Genomic DNA, 15,128 nt, shown 5'->3' with positions numbered 1-15,128 from the left:
TGGCGCAAACGAAAACGCCCCGGGGAAAAACTCCCCGGGACGCATCTTCCGAAGGCTCCGTGAGCCTTATTGGGCGGCGTTTTGGATCGCCTCTCCGCCACTTTCGATGTCCTGTCCCGCACCATCCACGGTGTTGCAGCCGGCCAGTGCGCCGGCGCCGAGCAGGGTGAGGCAGGCGAGGGCGAGATATTTCTTGATCATGAGGTCCATTCTCCTTTTTCTGGTGAATGTCGCGATTCCAGCACGACTCTCCTTACCATAGCAGGCTGGGAGCATTCCTTCGGTTACCGTTGGTTGCAATCCTTTGCCGGTGACCCGTTTTCGCCCAGCGCGATCTCCAACCAATCCCCCAGCGCGCTCGTCCTGCGGTGCTCGGCGGCACTGGCGTCGCGCCGTTGGAACAGCGTCAGGCTGGCCCCCGTGGCGACGAACCCCCAGGGGGCGAGTAGCCGCCCCTGGACCAGCGCCTCTTCGATCAATAGCCGCGGCGCGATAGCGATTCCGAGCCCGGCCTCGGCGGCTTCCAGCAGGTAGTAGAGATGCTCGAAACCCTGTCCCTGGGTCAGCTGTCTGGGATCGAGCCCGACCGCCGCCGCCCACTGTGGCCATGCCTGAGGCCGGGAGGCGGTGTGCAGCAGCGGCTGGTCGAGCAGCCGCTCGAGCGGCGCCTGCCGTCCGGCGGCGAGGCCGATGCGTTCTGCGGCGGCGCGGGAGAGCACCGGGCCGATCCACTCCGGTGCGAGGACTCGCGCTTCGGTCTCGAACGGCCACGGGGGGGAGGCGAACAGCAGGCTCGCATCGACCCCATCCCCGAGTGGCTCCAAGCCATGCTCGCTCGATACCACCTGCAGGCGCAGCTCGGGCAAGGCTTGGTTGAGCCGGTCGAGACGCGGGATCAGCCAGCGCGCGAGCAGGCTGCCGGGGCAGGCGAGGGCGAAGGGCGCGCGCGCGCGTGAGCGCTCCAGTGCCCGGCGCGCCTCGCGCAGCCGCTCGAACGCATCTGAGCAGGCGTAGGCGAAGGTCTCGCCTTGGGCGGTGAGTTCGAGCCTGCGGCCGCGGCGAATGAACAACTGAGTGTCGAGCTCGCTTTCGAGCGCCTTGAGCTGGCGGCTCACCGCGCCATGGGTGATGTTGAGCGCCTGCGCCGCCGCGCTCGCCGAGCCCAGGCGGGCGGTGGCTTCGAAGGCGCGCAGCGCGGTGAGCGAGGGAAGGTCGTCGCGGGGCATGGTGGCAGCGTCTCGAACGAGGAGTTTCGATGCGGGTGAGCTTGTGAGCATAACTCACAAGCCCACCCGTTTTTATCGATTTTCATCGCCGCCCGGCTGCACTAAGGTGGGATCATTCTTCGCTCCGGGCTCCACCGCCGGGGCGTATGTCGAGACATGCTCGCGCGTATTCGCGCAGCCCTTCCGAGAGGCTATCGCCATGACCACCAACGCCACGCCCGTACGCAGCGGCGCAGGCCCCGACGCCGACGGTTTCTTCGGCGATTTCGGTGGCCGATTCGTCGCCGAGACGCTGATGCCGCTGATCCTCCAGCTCGAGCAAGCCTATGAAGCGTCGAAGACGGACCCTGAGTTTCGTCGCGAACTGGCCTACTTCCAGCGCGACTACGTCGGCCGTCCGAGCCCGCTCTACCACGCCGAGCGGCTGAGCGACGCCCTCGGTGGGGCGAAGATCTACTTCAAGCGCGAAGATCTCAATCACACCGGCGCGCACAAGATCAACAACTGCATCGGCCAGATCCTGCTGGCGAAGAAGATGGGCAAGCGGCGGATCATCGCCGAGACCGGGGCGGGTATGCACGGTGTCGCCACCGCCACGGTGGCCGCGCGCTTCGGCATGCAGTGCGTGGTCTACATGGGTGCTACCGACATCGAGCGCCAGCAGCCCAACGTGTTCCGCATGAAGCTGCTCGGGGCGCAGGTGATCCCGGTCACCGCCGGCACCGGCACGCTCAAGGATGCAATGAACGAGGCGCTGCGCGACTGGGTCACCAATGTCGACGACACCTTCTACATCATCGGCACCGTCGCCGGGCCTCATCCCTATCCCGCCATGGTGCGCGACTTCCAGGCGGTGATCGGCCGCGAGACCCGCGAGCAGATCATCGACAAGGAAGGGCGCCTGCCCGACTCGCTGGTGGCTTGCATCGGTGGCGGGTCGAACGCGATGGGCCTGTTCCATCCCATGCTCGAGGACGAATCGATCAGAATGATCGGCGTCGAGGCGGGCGGTCACGGCATCGAGACCGGCGAGCACGCGGCGAGCCTCAACGGTGGTGTGCCGGGGGTGCTGCACGGCAATCGCACCTATCTGCTGCAGGACGACGACGGCCAGATCAAGGATGCCCATTCGGTCTCGGCTGGGCTCGACTACCCGGGCATCGGCCCGGAGCACGCCTTCCTCTTCTCCTCCGGGCGGGTCGAGTACGTCTCGATCACCGATGACGAAGCGGTCGATGCGTTCAAGACCTGCTGTCATCTCGAAGGCATCATCCCGGCGCTCGAATCGGCCCACGCGATCGCCCATGCGGCCAAGCTCGCACCGACCCTGCCGAAGGACCATCTGATGGTGATCAACCTCAGCGGACGCGGCGACAAGGACATGGCGAGCGTCGCTGCCTATCTCGAAAAGCGCGGCGACACCGAGGTATTGCCCGATACTGCCGAAGACGCGCGCGATGTCGACGACCTGCAGTTCGGCCAGGGATCCAACCAAGGGGAGACGCACTGATGAGTTCGCGGATCACTGCGCGCTTCGACGCGCTCAAGCAGGAAAACCGCGCCGCCTTGGTGACCTTCGTCACCGCCGGTGACCCGAGCTTCGATGCATCGCTTGCGATCCTCGAGGCGCTGCCTGGGGCCGGCGCGGACATCATCGAGCTCGGCATGCCGTTCACCGACCCGATGGCGGACGGCCCGGCAATCCAGAAAGCCGCGCTGCGCGCGCTCGCCGCCGGCCAGACCCAGATCAAGACGCTCGAAATGGTGAAACGCTTCCGTGAGCGCGACACCACCACGCCGATCGTACTGATGGGCTACTACAACCCGATCTACCGCTATGGCGTCGAGCGCTTCCTGGTCGATGCCAAGGCCGCCGGGGTCGATGGCCTGATCGTCGTCGACCTGCCGCCCGAGCACGATGCCGAGCTCTGCCTGCCGGCCCGGGAGGCGGGCATCGACTTCATTCGCCTCGCCACCCCGACCACCGACGATAAGCGGCTGCCGAAGGTGCTCGAGAACACCTCGGGTTTCGTCTATTACGTCTCGGTCGCGGGCGTTACCGGCGCCCGCGCGCCTACGCCGACCGATGTCGAGCGTGCGGTAGGGCGGATCAAGGAGCACAGCCAGCTGCCGGTGGCGGTGGGTTTCGGCATCCGTCGAGCGCAGCAGGCCGAGGAGATCGCTCGCTTCAGCGATGCGGTGGTAGTGGGCTCCGCCCTGGTCGATTGCATCGAAGGCGCGGTCGACACCGCCACAGCGGTGGCCGAGGTCAGCCGGCTGACCCGTGAGCTCGCCGAGGGCGTGCGCGCCGCGCGGCGCTGAATCGCGCCGGTTCGTTGATCCGCTGCTAAGCTGGGCAGGGTCGGCCGGTGTCGCCATTAGCGCCCGGCCATCATCAAGGAGGCTAGGAATGAAAGGAACCCTCGTAGGTGGCGTGGTGCTGGCCATGGCGCTCAGCGCCTGCTCTTCCACCCCCGAGCAAGAGATACCGGGCGCGCCTCCCGGCGTCGAGTATCTCTCCCCATCGAACCAGCACCAGGGCACGGGTGCCAGCGGCGCACAGCCGAGCGATACGCAGCAGACGCAGACCGGCGCGCCCGACCAGCAGTGCGATGCCGGCAGGGTCGAGAGCTATGTCGGCCAGACCGGTAGCGATGCGCTCTACGCGGAGATCCTCGCACTCAGCGGCGCGCGCCAGCAGCGCGTACTGGCGCCGCACACCGCGGCGACCATGGACTATCGTGATGACCGGCTCAACATCCGCACCGACGACAAGGGCGTGATCAACGGCCTCGACTGTGGCTGATCCGACCCAGTAGCACCGAAGCGCCCGGCCGATTTCGCCGGGCGCTTTCAGACTGCTGACAAAGTATTTGAAGATGCCACGATGGCTTCCAGCCGCCTCCGAGAGCGCGCTGGACGGCAATCGATTGCACCGGGGTTTGCGACATGGATGTCGCAAAAGGCGCGCCCGGACAGGGATGTCCATGCGCGCCGACCCGAGGGCAAGCGATTGATCGGCCAGGGTTTCGCGATCTCGTGGCGGCGCGTCCCCCTAAAGGGGGAGCGCGAGGGGACCGCCCCTCGCATCTAAACGAGCGATAGGCTCGTTGGAGCGAAAACGGTTCTCGACTCGCCAGGATCGAGAGCGTCGCCTGGGTCTAAAGGGGGGTTGTCATTAATCTGAGCGCCCGGCTGATTTCGCCGGGCGCTTTGGCGTTCGATGCACCGTGCCGCGGTCGTCTCGGATCGCGCGTTCAATGACCCACGATCGGCGGGACTCGCGCTTCAAGCGTTCGGCTCGAGCCGCTCTTCAGCACGCGACGGACGCCGTGACAGCCCCAGGCTGCGCTTGAGCCGGCGCGACAGTGCCATCTCGACGTAGGTGAAGCTGAGCCACGAGCCGACGGCGATCACCGGCAGGCACAGCGCCAGGGTCAGGTAAGGGTCGAGGCCGAGCCGACGGTGGAGCAGGTAGGCGCCGCACCACAGCACGATGACGTGGAGCAGGTAGACCGAATAGGACCAGTCGCCGAGGTGCTTGAGCACGCGATTGCCATCGAACAGCTTCTCCATGCTGATCAAGGCGGCGACCAGTGCGGCGCTGGGCAGGCCCCAGGTCAGCAGGCGATAGGGATGCTGATCGTCGAACTGCAGGATCATCGCTACGGCGCCCGCCGCGATCACCGCGGGGACCAGCAAGGCCCAGCCCGAGAGGGCCGGCAGCCAGCCGCGACGGTAGATCGATGCCAGACCGATGCCGAGCAGGAACTCGTAGATCACCGGGTTGGTGTAGAAGCTCGAGATGAACGGCTGGTGGGCCAGCCAGCCGCCGAGCAGCACCACCAGCAGCGTCGTGACCCACACCCGGTGGCGCCGCCCGGCAAGCAGCGAGAGCGCGAACAGAGCGTAGAACATCATCTCGAAGTTCAGCGTCCAGCCCACCGGGAGGATCGGATAGAAACCGAAGCCGGCCGGGTTCTGGGTCGGAATGAAGAGCAGCGACTTGAGCAGCGCCACTGGATCGAGACCGTAGTCCGGCATCATCCGGGCGTCGAAGTAGATGATCGACGCGGTGATCAGGGTGAAGATCCAGTAGGCGGGAGCGATGCGGATCAAGCGTTCGAGCATGAAGCGAGGGGTGTGGATCGATTTGCCTGCGCTGGCCAGATAGATCACGAAGCCGCTGATCACGAAGAAGATGTCGACGCCGACCTGACCACGGGTGGAGAGCATCTGCCCGGTCAGGCTTTCGGCCTTGAAATTGAAAAACACCTGCATGAAGTGGTGGAAGACCACGAGCCAAGCGGCGAAGGCCCGCAGTGCCTGGATCGAAACCAGCATAGGCGATGAGTCCCTTGTCTTTCTGATTCGTCTGATCCCTCGCGGGCGGCGCTCGGATGCCGCCACCGCGTTGAACTTTCGCAGTATGGACCGCGGTTGGGAGGGATCGATCGCCGGAATTTCAACTCGACACAAAAAAGCAACGCGCCGTTAACCGTCGCTTGGCTCGACAAGTACGGGTCCGCGCGGCGTAATAGGGCATCACATGCAAAGCGGAGCAGTGGCCATGGCATGGCTGCAGTACAGATTCGCGTCCGAGGTACTCGGCATCGACGCCTCTCTCCAGGCGCTGGTGCCGGAGCAGGGCGATGGCCCGTGGCCGGTGCTCTACCTGCTCCACGGGCTCAGTGACGACGACAGCGCCTGGTGCCGGCAGACCGCGATCGAACGCTACGCCGCCGAGCGCAATCTCGCGGTAGTGATGCCGGCCTGCGGACGCGGCTTCTACACCGATATGCGCCACGGCCCGCGCTGGTACGCCTTTCTCACCGAGGAGCTGCCGAGGCTCGCCGAACGGCTGCTGCCGATCTCGCGTCGTCGCGAGGAGACCTTCGTCGCCGGGCTTTCGATGGGCGGCTATGGCGCCTTCAAGTGGGCGCTGCGAGAACCGCAGCGCTTCGCCGCCGCGGCCAGCCTCTCCGGCTCGCTCGATATCGTCGCGGTCGCGCAGCGTGTCGACCCGCCGCCGGATTTCGGACTGATCTTCGCCGATCGCGATCCGCGTGGCGGCGAGGACGACCTGTTCGCGCTGCTCGATCGCTATCGCCAGCTGCCTTCGGCCGCGCCCAGGCTCTATCAGTGGTGCGGTACCGAGGACTTCCTCCATCGGCCCAATCTCGACTTCCGCGACGCGGCTTTCGACGCCGGGCTCGAGCTGTGCTACGAGGAGGGCCCGGGGGATCACCAATGGCGCTATTGGGACCAGCAGATCCAGCGCGTGCTCGATTGGTTGCCGCTGCCGGGCCGCTGATTGCCGTTAACCTTCGCTTCGAACCACGACACCAGGAACTCGCCTAGATGCTCAACGCCACCGTCGCCCCGCGCGGTCTCGCCGTCGCTCCTCACAGCCTCGCAGCGCAAGCGGCGCTCTCGATCCTGCGCGAGGGTGGCAACGCCATCGAGGCGATGGTCGCCGCCGCCTCCACCATCGCGGTGGTCTACCCGCATATGAACGGGATCGGCGGCGATGGCTTCTGGCTGGTGATGCCGCCCGACGGCGAGCCGGTGACCATCGATGCCAGCGGTCCGGCAGGCAGCCTCGCCACCCTGGAGCGCTACGCCGGGCGCGAGCGGATTCCGTTTCGCGGCGCGGATGCTGCGCTGACCGTACCTGGTACCGTCGACGGTTGGCGGGTCGCGCTCGAGCTCGCCGGTGAGCTCGCCGAGCGGCCACCGCTGCCGCTGCCCCGGTTGCTCTCGGATGCCATCCACTACGCCTCCCAGGGCATGCCGGTGACCCACTCCCAGGTCGCCGCGACCCGGGCCAAACGCAGTGAACTCGAGCACATCCCAGGCTTCGCCGAGAGCTTCCTGGTCGATGGCCGAGTGCCGCAAGAGGCCAGCCTGTTCAAGCAGCCGAAGCTTGCGGCGACGCTGTCACGGCTCGCCGCGAGCGGGCTCGACGACTTCTACCGCGGCGAGCTGGCAGGCTCGATCGCCGCCGATATCGGCCGGCTCGGCATGCCGGTGACCGCCGCCGACCTCGCCGGCTACCGGGCACGCCGTGGTACGCCGTTGAAGCTCGCCCACAGCACCGGTGAGATATTCAATCTCGCCCCGCCGACCCAGGGGCTGGTCTCGCAGATGATCCTCGGCATCTCCGACCGACTGGGGCTCTCCACGGTCGAAGCCGACAGCGCCGATCACATCCATGCGCTGGTCGAGGCGACCAAGCGCGCCTTCGCGGTGCGCGATAGCCAGATCACCGATCCCGCCTGCATGCGCATCGATCCCCAGGCATGCCTTGAGAGCGCGGCGCTCGATCGCGAGGCGGCGGCGGTCGACATGGCGCGGGCGGCGCCCTGGGGAGAGGGCAAGGGGCCGGGCGATACCATCTGGATGGGCGTCATCGACGAATCCGGCCTCGCGGTATCGTTCATCCAGAGCATCTATCACGAGTTCGGCAGCGGTGTGGTGCTGCCGGGCAGCGGGATCAACTGGCAGAACCGGGGCGCCTCGTTCAGCCTCGACCCTGGCCATATCCTTGCGTTGGCGCCAGGCAAGCAGCCGTTTCACACCTTGAATCCCGCCGCCGCCCGGCTCAGCGACGGCCGCACCCTGGTCTACGGGACCATGGGCGGCGACGGCCAGCCCCAGACCCAGGCCGCGGTATACAGCCGCTACGCGGTGTTCGGCCAGGGGCTTCAGCAGGCAGTGAGCGCACCGCGCTGGCTGCTCGGACGTACCTGGGGCGACACCAGCGACAGCCTCAAGCTCGAGTCGCGCTTCCCCCAGGCGGTGGTCGAAGCCCTGGCCGAACGCGGCCACGAGGTCGAGCTGCTGGCGCCGTTCAGCGAGACCATGGGTCACGCCGGCGCGGTGGTTCGTCACCCCAATGGCGTGTTGGAGGGTGCCTTCGACCCGCGCAGCAACGGTGCCGCCGCGGGGTTCTGAGCTCGCAGGTCAGGCCGCCAGTACCGGCCAGAGCGAGGCGAGCAGCAGCGCGGCCATGGTCAGGTTGAAGGCGCGCATCCGCGAGGGCGTCTCCAGCCAGACCCGCAGCCGTTCGCCGGCCCAGGCCCAGCAGCCGACGCTTGGCAGGTTGACCAGGCAGAACAGTGCGCTGATCAGCAGCACGTTGAAGGCGTAGTCCTGTGCCGGGACGAAAGTCGTCACCGCGCCGATCGCCATGATCCACGCCTTGGGATTGACCCACTGGAACGCAGCGGCGCCGAGGCTGCTCAATGGGCGCGCGGCGCCGAGCTCGGCCGGCCTCGGCGGCTGAGCCGGGGCGCTCGCCAGCCGCCAGGCGAGCCAGACGAAATAGCCCGCCCCGAGCCAGCGCAGCAGGGTATCGAGCAACGGCCACCGAGTGAAGGCGGCACCCAGGCCGAAGCCGATCATCGCCACCATCAGCGCGAAGCCGAAGCTGATCCCGAGCATGTGCGGCACGCTGGCGCGAAAGCCGAAATGCACGCCGGAGTGAAGCAGCATCAGATTGTTCGGCCCCGGCGTGATCGAGGCGACGAAGGCGAACAGCACGAACGAGAGCAGCAGGCTGGCAGTCATGGCGGTGATTCTTTTGTATGGGTTCAATTTTCGATGAATGGCCCAATTTTTCTTTTTATTGCGCCCTTTTTTTGAGCATAATCGAGTCAATTTCCAACGCAATCGGATTATTGTCACCATGACGATGTGGACGCCGCTGCTCGCTCCCGACAGGCCCCGCTACCGTGCGCTATGCGAAGCGATCGGCAAGGCGATCGCCAGCGGAGAGCTGCGCGAGAACGACAAGCTGCCGCCGCAGCGCCAGCTCGCCGATCGTCTCGGGGTCACCGTCGGTACCGTGACGCGCGGCTATGCCGAGGCCGAGCGCCGGGGGCTGGTCGAGGCCCGGGTCGGCAGCGGCACCTATGTTTCCTCCAGCTCGATCTCCTCGCGCCAGCAGCTTCTGGTGCCCAACGCCTTCGAATACCCGCCTTCGACGATTGATCTGAGCCACGCCCATGCGCCTCCCCACCCCGAACGTGCCGCCGGCCTGGCGCGTGCGATGGAGCGTATTCGCGCACGGGCGGAGATGCTCGAAGCGTCGATCAGCTATCAGCGCGAGCAAGGGCTGCTCGAACACCGCCAGTGCATCGCCGGGTTCATGGGCGAGATCGGCCTGCCGGTGGATGCCGAGGAGCTGCTGCTCACCCAGGGCGGGCAGCACGGTATCTTCGTCGCCCTGGCGGCGATGCTGCGCGCGGGCGAGCGGGCGGCCAGCTGCGAGCTGACCTACCCTGGCTTCCAGGGCGCCGCGCGCCAGCTCGGGGTCAAGGCGCTCGGGGTGGGGGAGGACGCGCAGGGCATCGACGTGGCGGCGCTCGAGCGGCTCCACGCCCAGCAGCCGCTGAAGCTGATCTATGTGATGCCCGATCAGCACAATCCGACCGGACGCTGGATGTCCGAGGCGCGCCGCTGCCATCTGGTGGAGGCGGCGCGGCGTCACGATTGGTGGCTGCTCGAGGATGGGGTGCTCTATCTGCCCCAGGCGCTCAGGGGCTCGCCGCTCTACCGTCTCGCTCCCGAGCGTACGCTCTACCTGTTCTCGTTTTCGAAGATATTCGGCGGTGGCCTGCGCCAGGGCGTGATGCGGATGCCCGACCAGGCGGCGACCCGCCTGCGCGGGGCGCTGCGGGCGCAGAGCTGGATGACACCGCCGTTGATGAGTGCGCTGGTCTGTGCCTGGATCGAAAGCGGTGACGCCGCGCGGATGCTCGAATGGCAAAATGCCGAGCTCGAGGCGCGCTACGATCTAGCCGTCGAGCGCCTGGCCGGCTACTCGCCGCGCGGCCAGCGCGGTTCGACCTTCCTCTGGCTCACCCTGCCGCTGGACCAGCGCGCCGGCCCGCTGCTCGAGCGGCTCGCCGCCGAGCGGATCCTGTTCACCCCCAGCGAGCCGTTCTGCATCGGCCACTCACCGGCGCCCCAGGCGGTGCGGCTGTGCCTGGGAGCCGCGCGCGACCGCGAGACGCTGGCTCACGCCCTCGACCGCCTGGTGGCCCAGCTCGAGACCCCGCAGGAGCTGCCGCTCGAGCCGCTTTGATCGATCAGCCGTAGCGCTCTTTCCAGCGCTGGAGCTGGATCTCGTCCTTGAGCACTTCGAGCACGTCGATCAGGGTCTCCTCCAGCCGGCCGTCGCTGAGCGCGGGGTCTGCGAGCGCGCGATCGAAGACGTCGCCGACCAGCCGTTCGGTGGCCTGCTGGAACTGATCCGACGACAGCGCCTGGTTGGAATCCCGCACCAGCCGTTGGATCACATCGATCAGGCTGCTTTCGAGGCTGCGCGCCATATGGTCGCCGAATGGCAGGGCCTTGAGCGTGCGCAGGCGCGGGTTCTCGTCGAGTACCTTGCGGGTGCTCGAGATCAGGTAGCGCTCCAGGTCGCCGCGATGCCGGTCGCGGGCGAAGGCGACCAGCCCGTTCAGCCGCTCGCTGATCAACCCCACCAGCACATCGCGGCGTGGCGCGAGCACTTCGTCGACCATCCGCCTGGGTAGACTATCGCCGAGGCGGATCTCCTCCTGGGCGCTGGTCATCAGCTTGATCGCGACGCGATCGGCAAGCTCCTCGAGCGCGACCTGGTAGTACTTGTTGAAGAAGCGATAGATCCGCCAGTCGCGGATCTCGATCACGCCGCGCCTTTGCAGTCGCGCGACCAGGCCGATCACGCGCAGTATGCGCAAAAAGCGCAGGCCCGCGATCGGCAGGCTGCCGAGCACGTCGTACCAGTGCACGAAGGGGTAGAAGAACCAGCGGTGGTAACGCCGCTCGATGATCGCCATGGTCCAGCCGCCGATCAGGTCGATGACGAAGATGGCGACGAAGATCAGATCGATGCGGGTGGCGTTGGCCGAGAGCCATCCACCCGCTGCGTTCAGCGAAGGAGAGGCGGTCGCCAAAAGCGCCGGCAGCGCGGTCCAGCGGTAGAGCGTATCGAACAGGATCAGGCCCAGGCTCAGGCAGACCACAACGATGATGATCGCGTCCCACAAATCGTGGAAGCGCGCGCGGGCCGGGCTGACCGGCGGGGGCTGGTAGGCCTTGAAACGCTTGCGTGCTCGCTCGCCCAGGGCGGGATCATAGCCGCGGCGGTAGGGATCGGGGGGCTGCATGGGCGCGTGCCTCTTCCTTGAGAATTGGATTCAAGCGCTGTCGCGCCAGGCGCCCTTGCGCCTGCGCAGGTAGATCGCGCCGAGGCTCACCGAGCGGGTCAGGGTGAACAGGCTGAAGGCGAGCCACAGCCCATGATTGCCGAAACCCTGCAACAGGTACCAGCTCGGCAGGTAGATCGCCAGCGACAGCAGTAGAGTATCGCGCATCGCCTTGGTTTCGGTGGCGCCGATGAAGACTCCGTCGAGCAGGTAGCTCCACACCGCGATCAGCGGCATCAGCGTAAGCCAGGGCAGGTAGTCGCGCGCGGTCGCACGCACCTCTTCGATGCCGGTGAGCAGGTCGATCATCCACGGCCCGGCCAGCGCGAACGATGCCGCCGCAGCGATCGCGGTGTACAGCGAGAAGCGCGCGCAGGCGCGTACCGCAGCGGCGAACTGGTCGAACCGGCGTGCCCCCACCGCGCGCCCGGTGAGCGCTTCGGCGGCCTGGGCGAAGCCATCGAGGGCGAACGAGGTCAGCATCACGAACTGCATCAGTACCGCATTGGCGGCGAGCACGGTGGTGCCCGCCTCGGCCCCGCGCGAGGTGAAGAACGCGGTAGCGAAGAGCAGGCACAGGGTGCGTACGAAAAGGTGCCGGTTGACCTGGAACAGCGCGGCGTAGCCGGCCAGTCCGCGCAGCGCCGCAAGCGTGAAACGCCCAGCCAGCTCGCGGCCGCGCGAGCGGACCAGCCACGCCGCCAGCGCGAGGGTGGCATGGTCGGCCACCAGGGCCGCCCAGGCGACCCCGTCGCTCTTGAGCCCGACGCCGAGCACCAGCGCCAGGGTCAGAGCGATGTTGAGCAGGTTGCCGAAGACCATCAGGATCAGCGTCGCCCTGGCATTCTGCTGGCCGAGGAACCAGCCGATCACCACATAGTTGGCCAGCACCGCCGGCGCCGAGAAGATCCTGATTCGCGCATACTCCGCCGCCAGCGCCTGGACCTCGGGCTCGCCGCCGATCAATCCCAGAGCGAATGGGATCAACCAGGGCGAAAGCACGATCAGCACCATGCCGATCGACGCCGCCAGCGCCAGCGACTGCAGCAGCAGCGCGCGCACCGAAGCGGCGTCCGAGCGCCCATGAGCCTGGGAGGTCAGTCCGGTGGTGCCCATGCGCAGGAAGCCGAAGGCCCAGAACAGCAGGCTGAACAGCGTGGTGCCGAGGGTCACCGCACCAAGGTAGCGCGCATCCGGCAGGTGGCCGATCACTGCGGTGCCGATCAGCCCGAGCAGCGGCACGCTGACGTTGGAGAGGATGATCGGCCAGGCCAGACGCCAGACCGAGGGGGAGGAGGCCGCAGCGGTGGAGGATGAAGGAGAAGGACGCGCCAAGAATACCTCTGGATCGATAGCGGCCGAGGCGCCCGCTCCCCGACCCATAGCGGTCAGCGAGCGGGACGCATCGTCAATTCAGTGCAGGGCATTCTAGACGCTGGAGGGTTCTGGCGCTCGCCTCTCGTCGGCTTCAACGCAGCCGGGTCAGTAGCCCGGCCATCAGGCGCGCACGCTCGATCAGGCTCTCTACCTCGATGTGCTCGTTCAGGGTGTGCAGTCCCTCGCCGCGAACGCCCAGCCCGTCCAGGGTGGGAATGCCCATCGCGCCGGTGAAGTTCCCGTCCGAGCCGCCGCCGACGCTGTTGGCGGTGATCTCGAAGCCGATTTCGCCCGCAACTTCCCGGGCCACGTCGAACAGCGCCATGGTCTCGGGAGAGGGTTCCCAGACCGGCCGGGTCACCCCCCTGGTCACCTCGAATTCGACGCCATTGGCCTCTCCCGACAGCTCGAGCATCATGCGCACTCCCCGCTCGAGGTCGGACTGCCGCTTGGCCATGCTCAAGGCCCCGGCATCGCAGCTCGAGGACACGCAGTTGACCCACTGCCCCGCGCGGATCACGCCGACGCTGAAAGTGCAGTCCTCGGAGGTCATCGCCTCTATCTGCAGCAGCCGGCGAGCCATCTCCGCGATGGCGGAGCGGCCCTCGGCCAGCAGCGAGCCGGCATGGCTCGGGCGTCCGCGGGTTTGCAGGCCGAACCGGGCGATCGCGTAGCGGCCGGTGATCACGCCTCCGTCGGGCATCGCAGGCTCGGGAATCAGCACGTAGCGGTGCTTGGCCGCTTCGGTCTCGATCAGCTCGCGGGTCGAGGGGGTGCCGAACTCTTCGTCTGGGGTGAAGAGGAAAGTCACCGGCAGCGGCGTCTCGATGCCCGCCCGCAGGAGCTGCTTCATGGCTTCCAGGCTGGCGTAGTTGCCGCCCTTCATGTCCATGATCCCGGGGCCGTAGCACAGCGCTCCCTCGCGCCTGAAGGGCAGTTTGTCCAGCGTGCCGAGGGGATGGACGGTATCCAGGTGGCCCGCCACCAGTATCCCGGGGGCGCCGGGATTGCGGTGCGGGAAGCGTGCCCTGACCGAACCGCCGAACCCCTTGCGTCCGGGGATGCGCTCGATACTCGCGCCGGCGGCTGCGAGGTCGTAGCTGGCCAGGTCCATCATCCGGTCCACCGCGGCGGCGTCGGTGGTGGGGCTTTCGCACTCGACCCAGGTCTTGAGTCCGCTCAGCATCCGCTCGAGATCGAAGGGAAGGTCAATCGGTGACATCATCGGTTCCTGTATCTTTGCCCCATCACCTGTGCATGCAAGGGAAGGGAGGGTGGCCCTGACGCTCGGTATGGTGATTCAGCCAGGCCGCTGCGCTCGTCGTATGCCGACGGCCGCATTGGGAGCTGACGCTGGTATCGGTGGCTCAGGCTTCATTCGCTGGCCGGATGGTGGTTTCCATCTGATTGAAATTATTGTTCTATTATTTTAGTATCAGAAAAATATCAGAAAGGGAAGACGATGCGCGCAACTCAGCGCCTGCCGGCGCAGGAAAAGGACAGCAAGGGCGGGCTCGGCATGCGACTGCGACTGCGCCGCAAGGTGCGCAACATGTCGCTGCAGGAGGTTTCCAGCCTCGCTGGCATCTCCATCGGCCAGCTCAGCCAGATCGAACGTGGCCTGACCATGCCATCGATCAACTCGATGACGGCGATCTGCGCGGCGCTGGAGATGCCGGTGGCATGGCTGTTCGACGATGCGGGAACCTCGCAGGACGACCCCGACGATGGCATCGTCGTGCGTCATCGCCGGCGCCGGATTCTCGATCTCGGCGAGAAGAGAACGGTCAAGGAGCTGCTGACGCCGGACGCCTGCACCGGGATCCAGATGTGCCGGATGACGCTCAAGCCCGGTGGTAGCACGGGCGATACCCCCTACAACCATCCTCAGGGATTCAAATGCGGCACCGTGCTGTCGGGGACGGTGATGCTCGAGGTCGATGCCAAGCCTTATCGCCTCGAGGCGGGCGACTCCTTCGCCTTTCCCGCCACCTGCATGATTCGTTTCTGGTGCGTCGGCGATGAGAACGCGGAGATGATCTGGGTGGCGAGCCCCGCCTCTTACTGACCCGAGCCGGCGCGGGAGTCGCCGGCTCGCTCGTTTTCCTCGCGCCCTGCGCGCCGCTTTACCTGCCTCCTTGCGCTGCGTCCGGGCGCCTGCATCCGAGCTATGGGCGCGCAAGGGCTGGTCCTTCGATCACTGCCTGTTTTCTCTTTCGTGAAATTTCATACCAATAATTTCACTCTTTACAAAAACTCGAGACTCCGGTATCAGTTAGCAAGCAGCCACGCGACATCCATCGCAGGATCTCGCTGGTGCAGACCC

General features: G+C 66.6%; 15 protein-coding genes. 8 read left to right on the top strand and 7 right to left on the bottom strand.

Annotated elements, in window-relative coordinates; genetic code table 11:
• Nucleotides 1-66: 66 nt before the first annotated feature.
• Nucleotides 67-198 (bottom strand): entericidin A/B family lipoprotein, encoded by a 132-nt coding sequence (locus tag Q376_RS24160; protein WP_211266577.1) that lies wholly within the window; start codon nucleotides 196-198, stop codon nucleotides 67-69.
• An 86-nt stretch (nucleotides 199-284) separates the two neighbouring features.
• Nucleotides 285-1,226 (bottom strand): LysR family transcriptional regulator, encoded by a 942-nt coding sequence (locus Q376_RS20950; RefSeq protein ID WP_081803327.1) that lies wholly within the window; start codon nucleotides 1,224-1,226, stop codon nucleotides 285-287.
• A 199-nt stretch (nucleotides 1,227-1,425) separates the two neighbouring features.
• On the opposite strand from Q376_RS20950, the gene trpB reads away from it, so the two are divergent.
• From trpB to Q376_RS23850, 3 genes are all read left to right on the top strand, one after another.
• Nucleotides 1,426-2,736, top strand: coding sequence for a tryptophan synthase subunit beta (gene trpB, locus Q376_RS20945; protein ID WP_052364813.1), 1,311 nt, complete (start codon nucleotides 1,426-1,428; stop codon nucleotides 2,734-2,736).
• On the top strand, nucleotides 2,736-3,548 hold the full coding sequence (gene trpA, locus Q376_RS0100820) for a tryptophan synthase subunit alpha (protein ID WP_043445508.1): 813 nt from the start codon (nucleotides 2,736-2,738) through the stop codon (nucleotides 3,546-3,548). Before trpB ends, trpA begins: the two co-directional genes overlap by 1 nt.
• 88 nt (nucleotides 3,549-3,636) lie before the next feature.
• Nucleotides 3,637-4,032, top strand: a complete 396-nt coding sequence (locus Q376_RS23850; protein ID WP_052364812.1) for an I78 family peptidase inhibitor — start codon at nucleotides 3,637-3,639, stop codon at nucleotides 4,030-4,032.
• Between the two features lie 482 nt (nucleotides 4,033-4,514).
• Here the strand turns inward: Q376_RS23850 and Q376_RS0100805 are convergent, their stop codons facing one another.
• Nucleotides 4,515-5,570, bottom strand: a complete 1,056-nt coding sequence (locus tag Q376_RS0100805) for an acyltransferase family protein (protein WP_027348683.1) — start codon at nucleotides 5,568-5,570, stop codon at nucleotides 4,515-4,517.
• Between the two features lie 226 nt (nucleotides 5,571-5,796).
• Between Q376_RS0100805 and Q376_RS0100800 the strand changes: the two genes are divergently transcribed.
• Both Q376_RS0100800 and Q376_RS0100795 read left to right on the top strand, forming a co-directional pair.
• A complete protein-coding gene (locus Q376_RS0100800; RefSeq protein ID WP_027348682.1) occupies nucleotides 5,797-6,540 on the top strand; it encodes an alpha/beta hydrolase in 744 nt (247 codons plus the stop codon).
• A gap of 47 nt (nucleotides 6,541-6,587) precedes the next feature.
• Nucleotides 6,588-8,183, top strand: coding sequence for a gamma-glutamyltransferase family protein (locus tag Q376_RS0100795; protein ID WP_027348681.1), 1,596 nt, complete (start codon nucleotides 6,588-6,590; stop codon nucleotides 8,181-8,183).
• Between the two features lie 9 nt (nucleotides 8,184-8,192).
• Here the strand turns inward: Q376_RS0100795 and Q376_RS0100790 are convergent, their stop codons facing one another.
• Complete coding sequence (locus tag Q376_RS0100790) at nucleotides 8,193-8,798, bottom strand: LysE family translocator (protein ID WP_043445505.1); 606 nt, start codon at nucleotides 8,796-8,798, stop codon at nucleotides 8,193-8,195.
• 118 nt (nucleotides 8,799-8,916) lie between these two features.
• Between Q376_RS0100790 and Q376_RS0100785 the strand changes: the two genes are divergently transcribed.
• Nucleotides 8,917-10,317 (top strand): aminotransferase-like domain-containing protein, encoded by a 1,401-nt coding sequence (locus Q376_RS0100785; RefSeq protein ID WP_027348679.1) that lies wholly within the window; start codon nucleotides 8,917-8,919, stop codon nucleotides 10,315-10,317.
• Nucleotides 10,318-10,321: 4 nt separating this feature from the next.
• Here Q376_RS0100785 and Q376_RS20935 read toward each other — a convergent pair whose 3' ends face one another.
• From Q376_RS20935 to Q376_RS0100770, 3 genes are all read right to left on the bottom strand, one after another.
• Nucleotides 10,322-11,386 (bottom strand): hypothetical protein, encoded by a 1,065-nt coding sequence (locus Q376_RS20935; RefSeq protein WP_052364811.1) that lies wholly within the window; start codon nucleotides 11,384-11,386, stop codon nucleotides 10,322-10,324.
• A gap of 30 nt (nucleotides 11,387-11,416) precedes the next feature.
• On the bottom strand, nucleotides 11,417-12,760 hold the full coding sequence (locus Q376_RS0100775; protein ID WP_027348678.1) for an MATE family efflux transporter: 1,344 nt from the start codon (nucleotides 12,758-12,760) through the stop codon (nucleotides 11,417-11,419).
• A gap of 133 nt (nucleotides 12,761-12,893) precedes the next feature.
• Nucleotides 12,894-14,024: a M20/M25/M40 family metallo-hydrolase gene (locus Q376_RS0100770; protein WP_027348677.1), complete on the bottom strand. Its 1,131-nt coding sequence runs from the start codon at nucleotides 14,022-14,024 to the stop codon at nucleotides 12,894-12,896.
• A 52-nt stretch (nucleotides 14,025-14,076) separates the two neighbouring features.
• Here Q376_RS0100770 and Q376_RS24625 point away from each other — a divergent pair, with 52 nt between their 5' ends.
• Together Q376_RS24625 and Q376_RS0100765 are read left to right on the top strand one after the other, a co-directional pair.
• The gene (locus Q376_RS24625) at nucleotides 14,077-14,235 is read left to right on the top strand and encodes a hypothetical protein (RefSeq protein WP_155834072.1); all 159 of its coding nucleotides are present in this window, start codon (nucleotides 14,077-14,079) and stop codon (nucleotides 14,233-14,235) included.
• Between the two features lie 29 nt (nucleotides 14,236-14,264).
• The gene (locus Q376_RS0100765) at nucleotides 14,265-14,870 is read left to right on the top strand and encodes a helix-turn-helix domain-containing protein (RefSeq protein ID WP_027348676.1); all 606 of its coding nucleotides are present in this window, start codon (nucleotides 14,265-14,267) and stop codon (nucleotides 14,868-14,870) included.
• Nucleotides 14,871-15,128 lie beyond the last annotated feature (258 nt).

Origin of the sequence: Halotalea alkalilenta DSM 17697, from assembly GCF_000621205.1 — a bacterium.
GTDB lineage: Bacteria > Pseudomonadota > Gammaproteobacteria > Pseudomonadales > Halomonadaceae > Halotalea > Halotalea alkalilenta.
The sequence above is the reverse complement of the archived record's forward strand: the minus strand, read 5'-3'. Positions and strand labels throughout refer to the sequence as shown.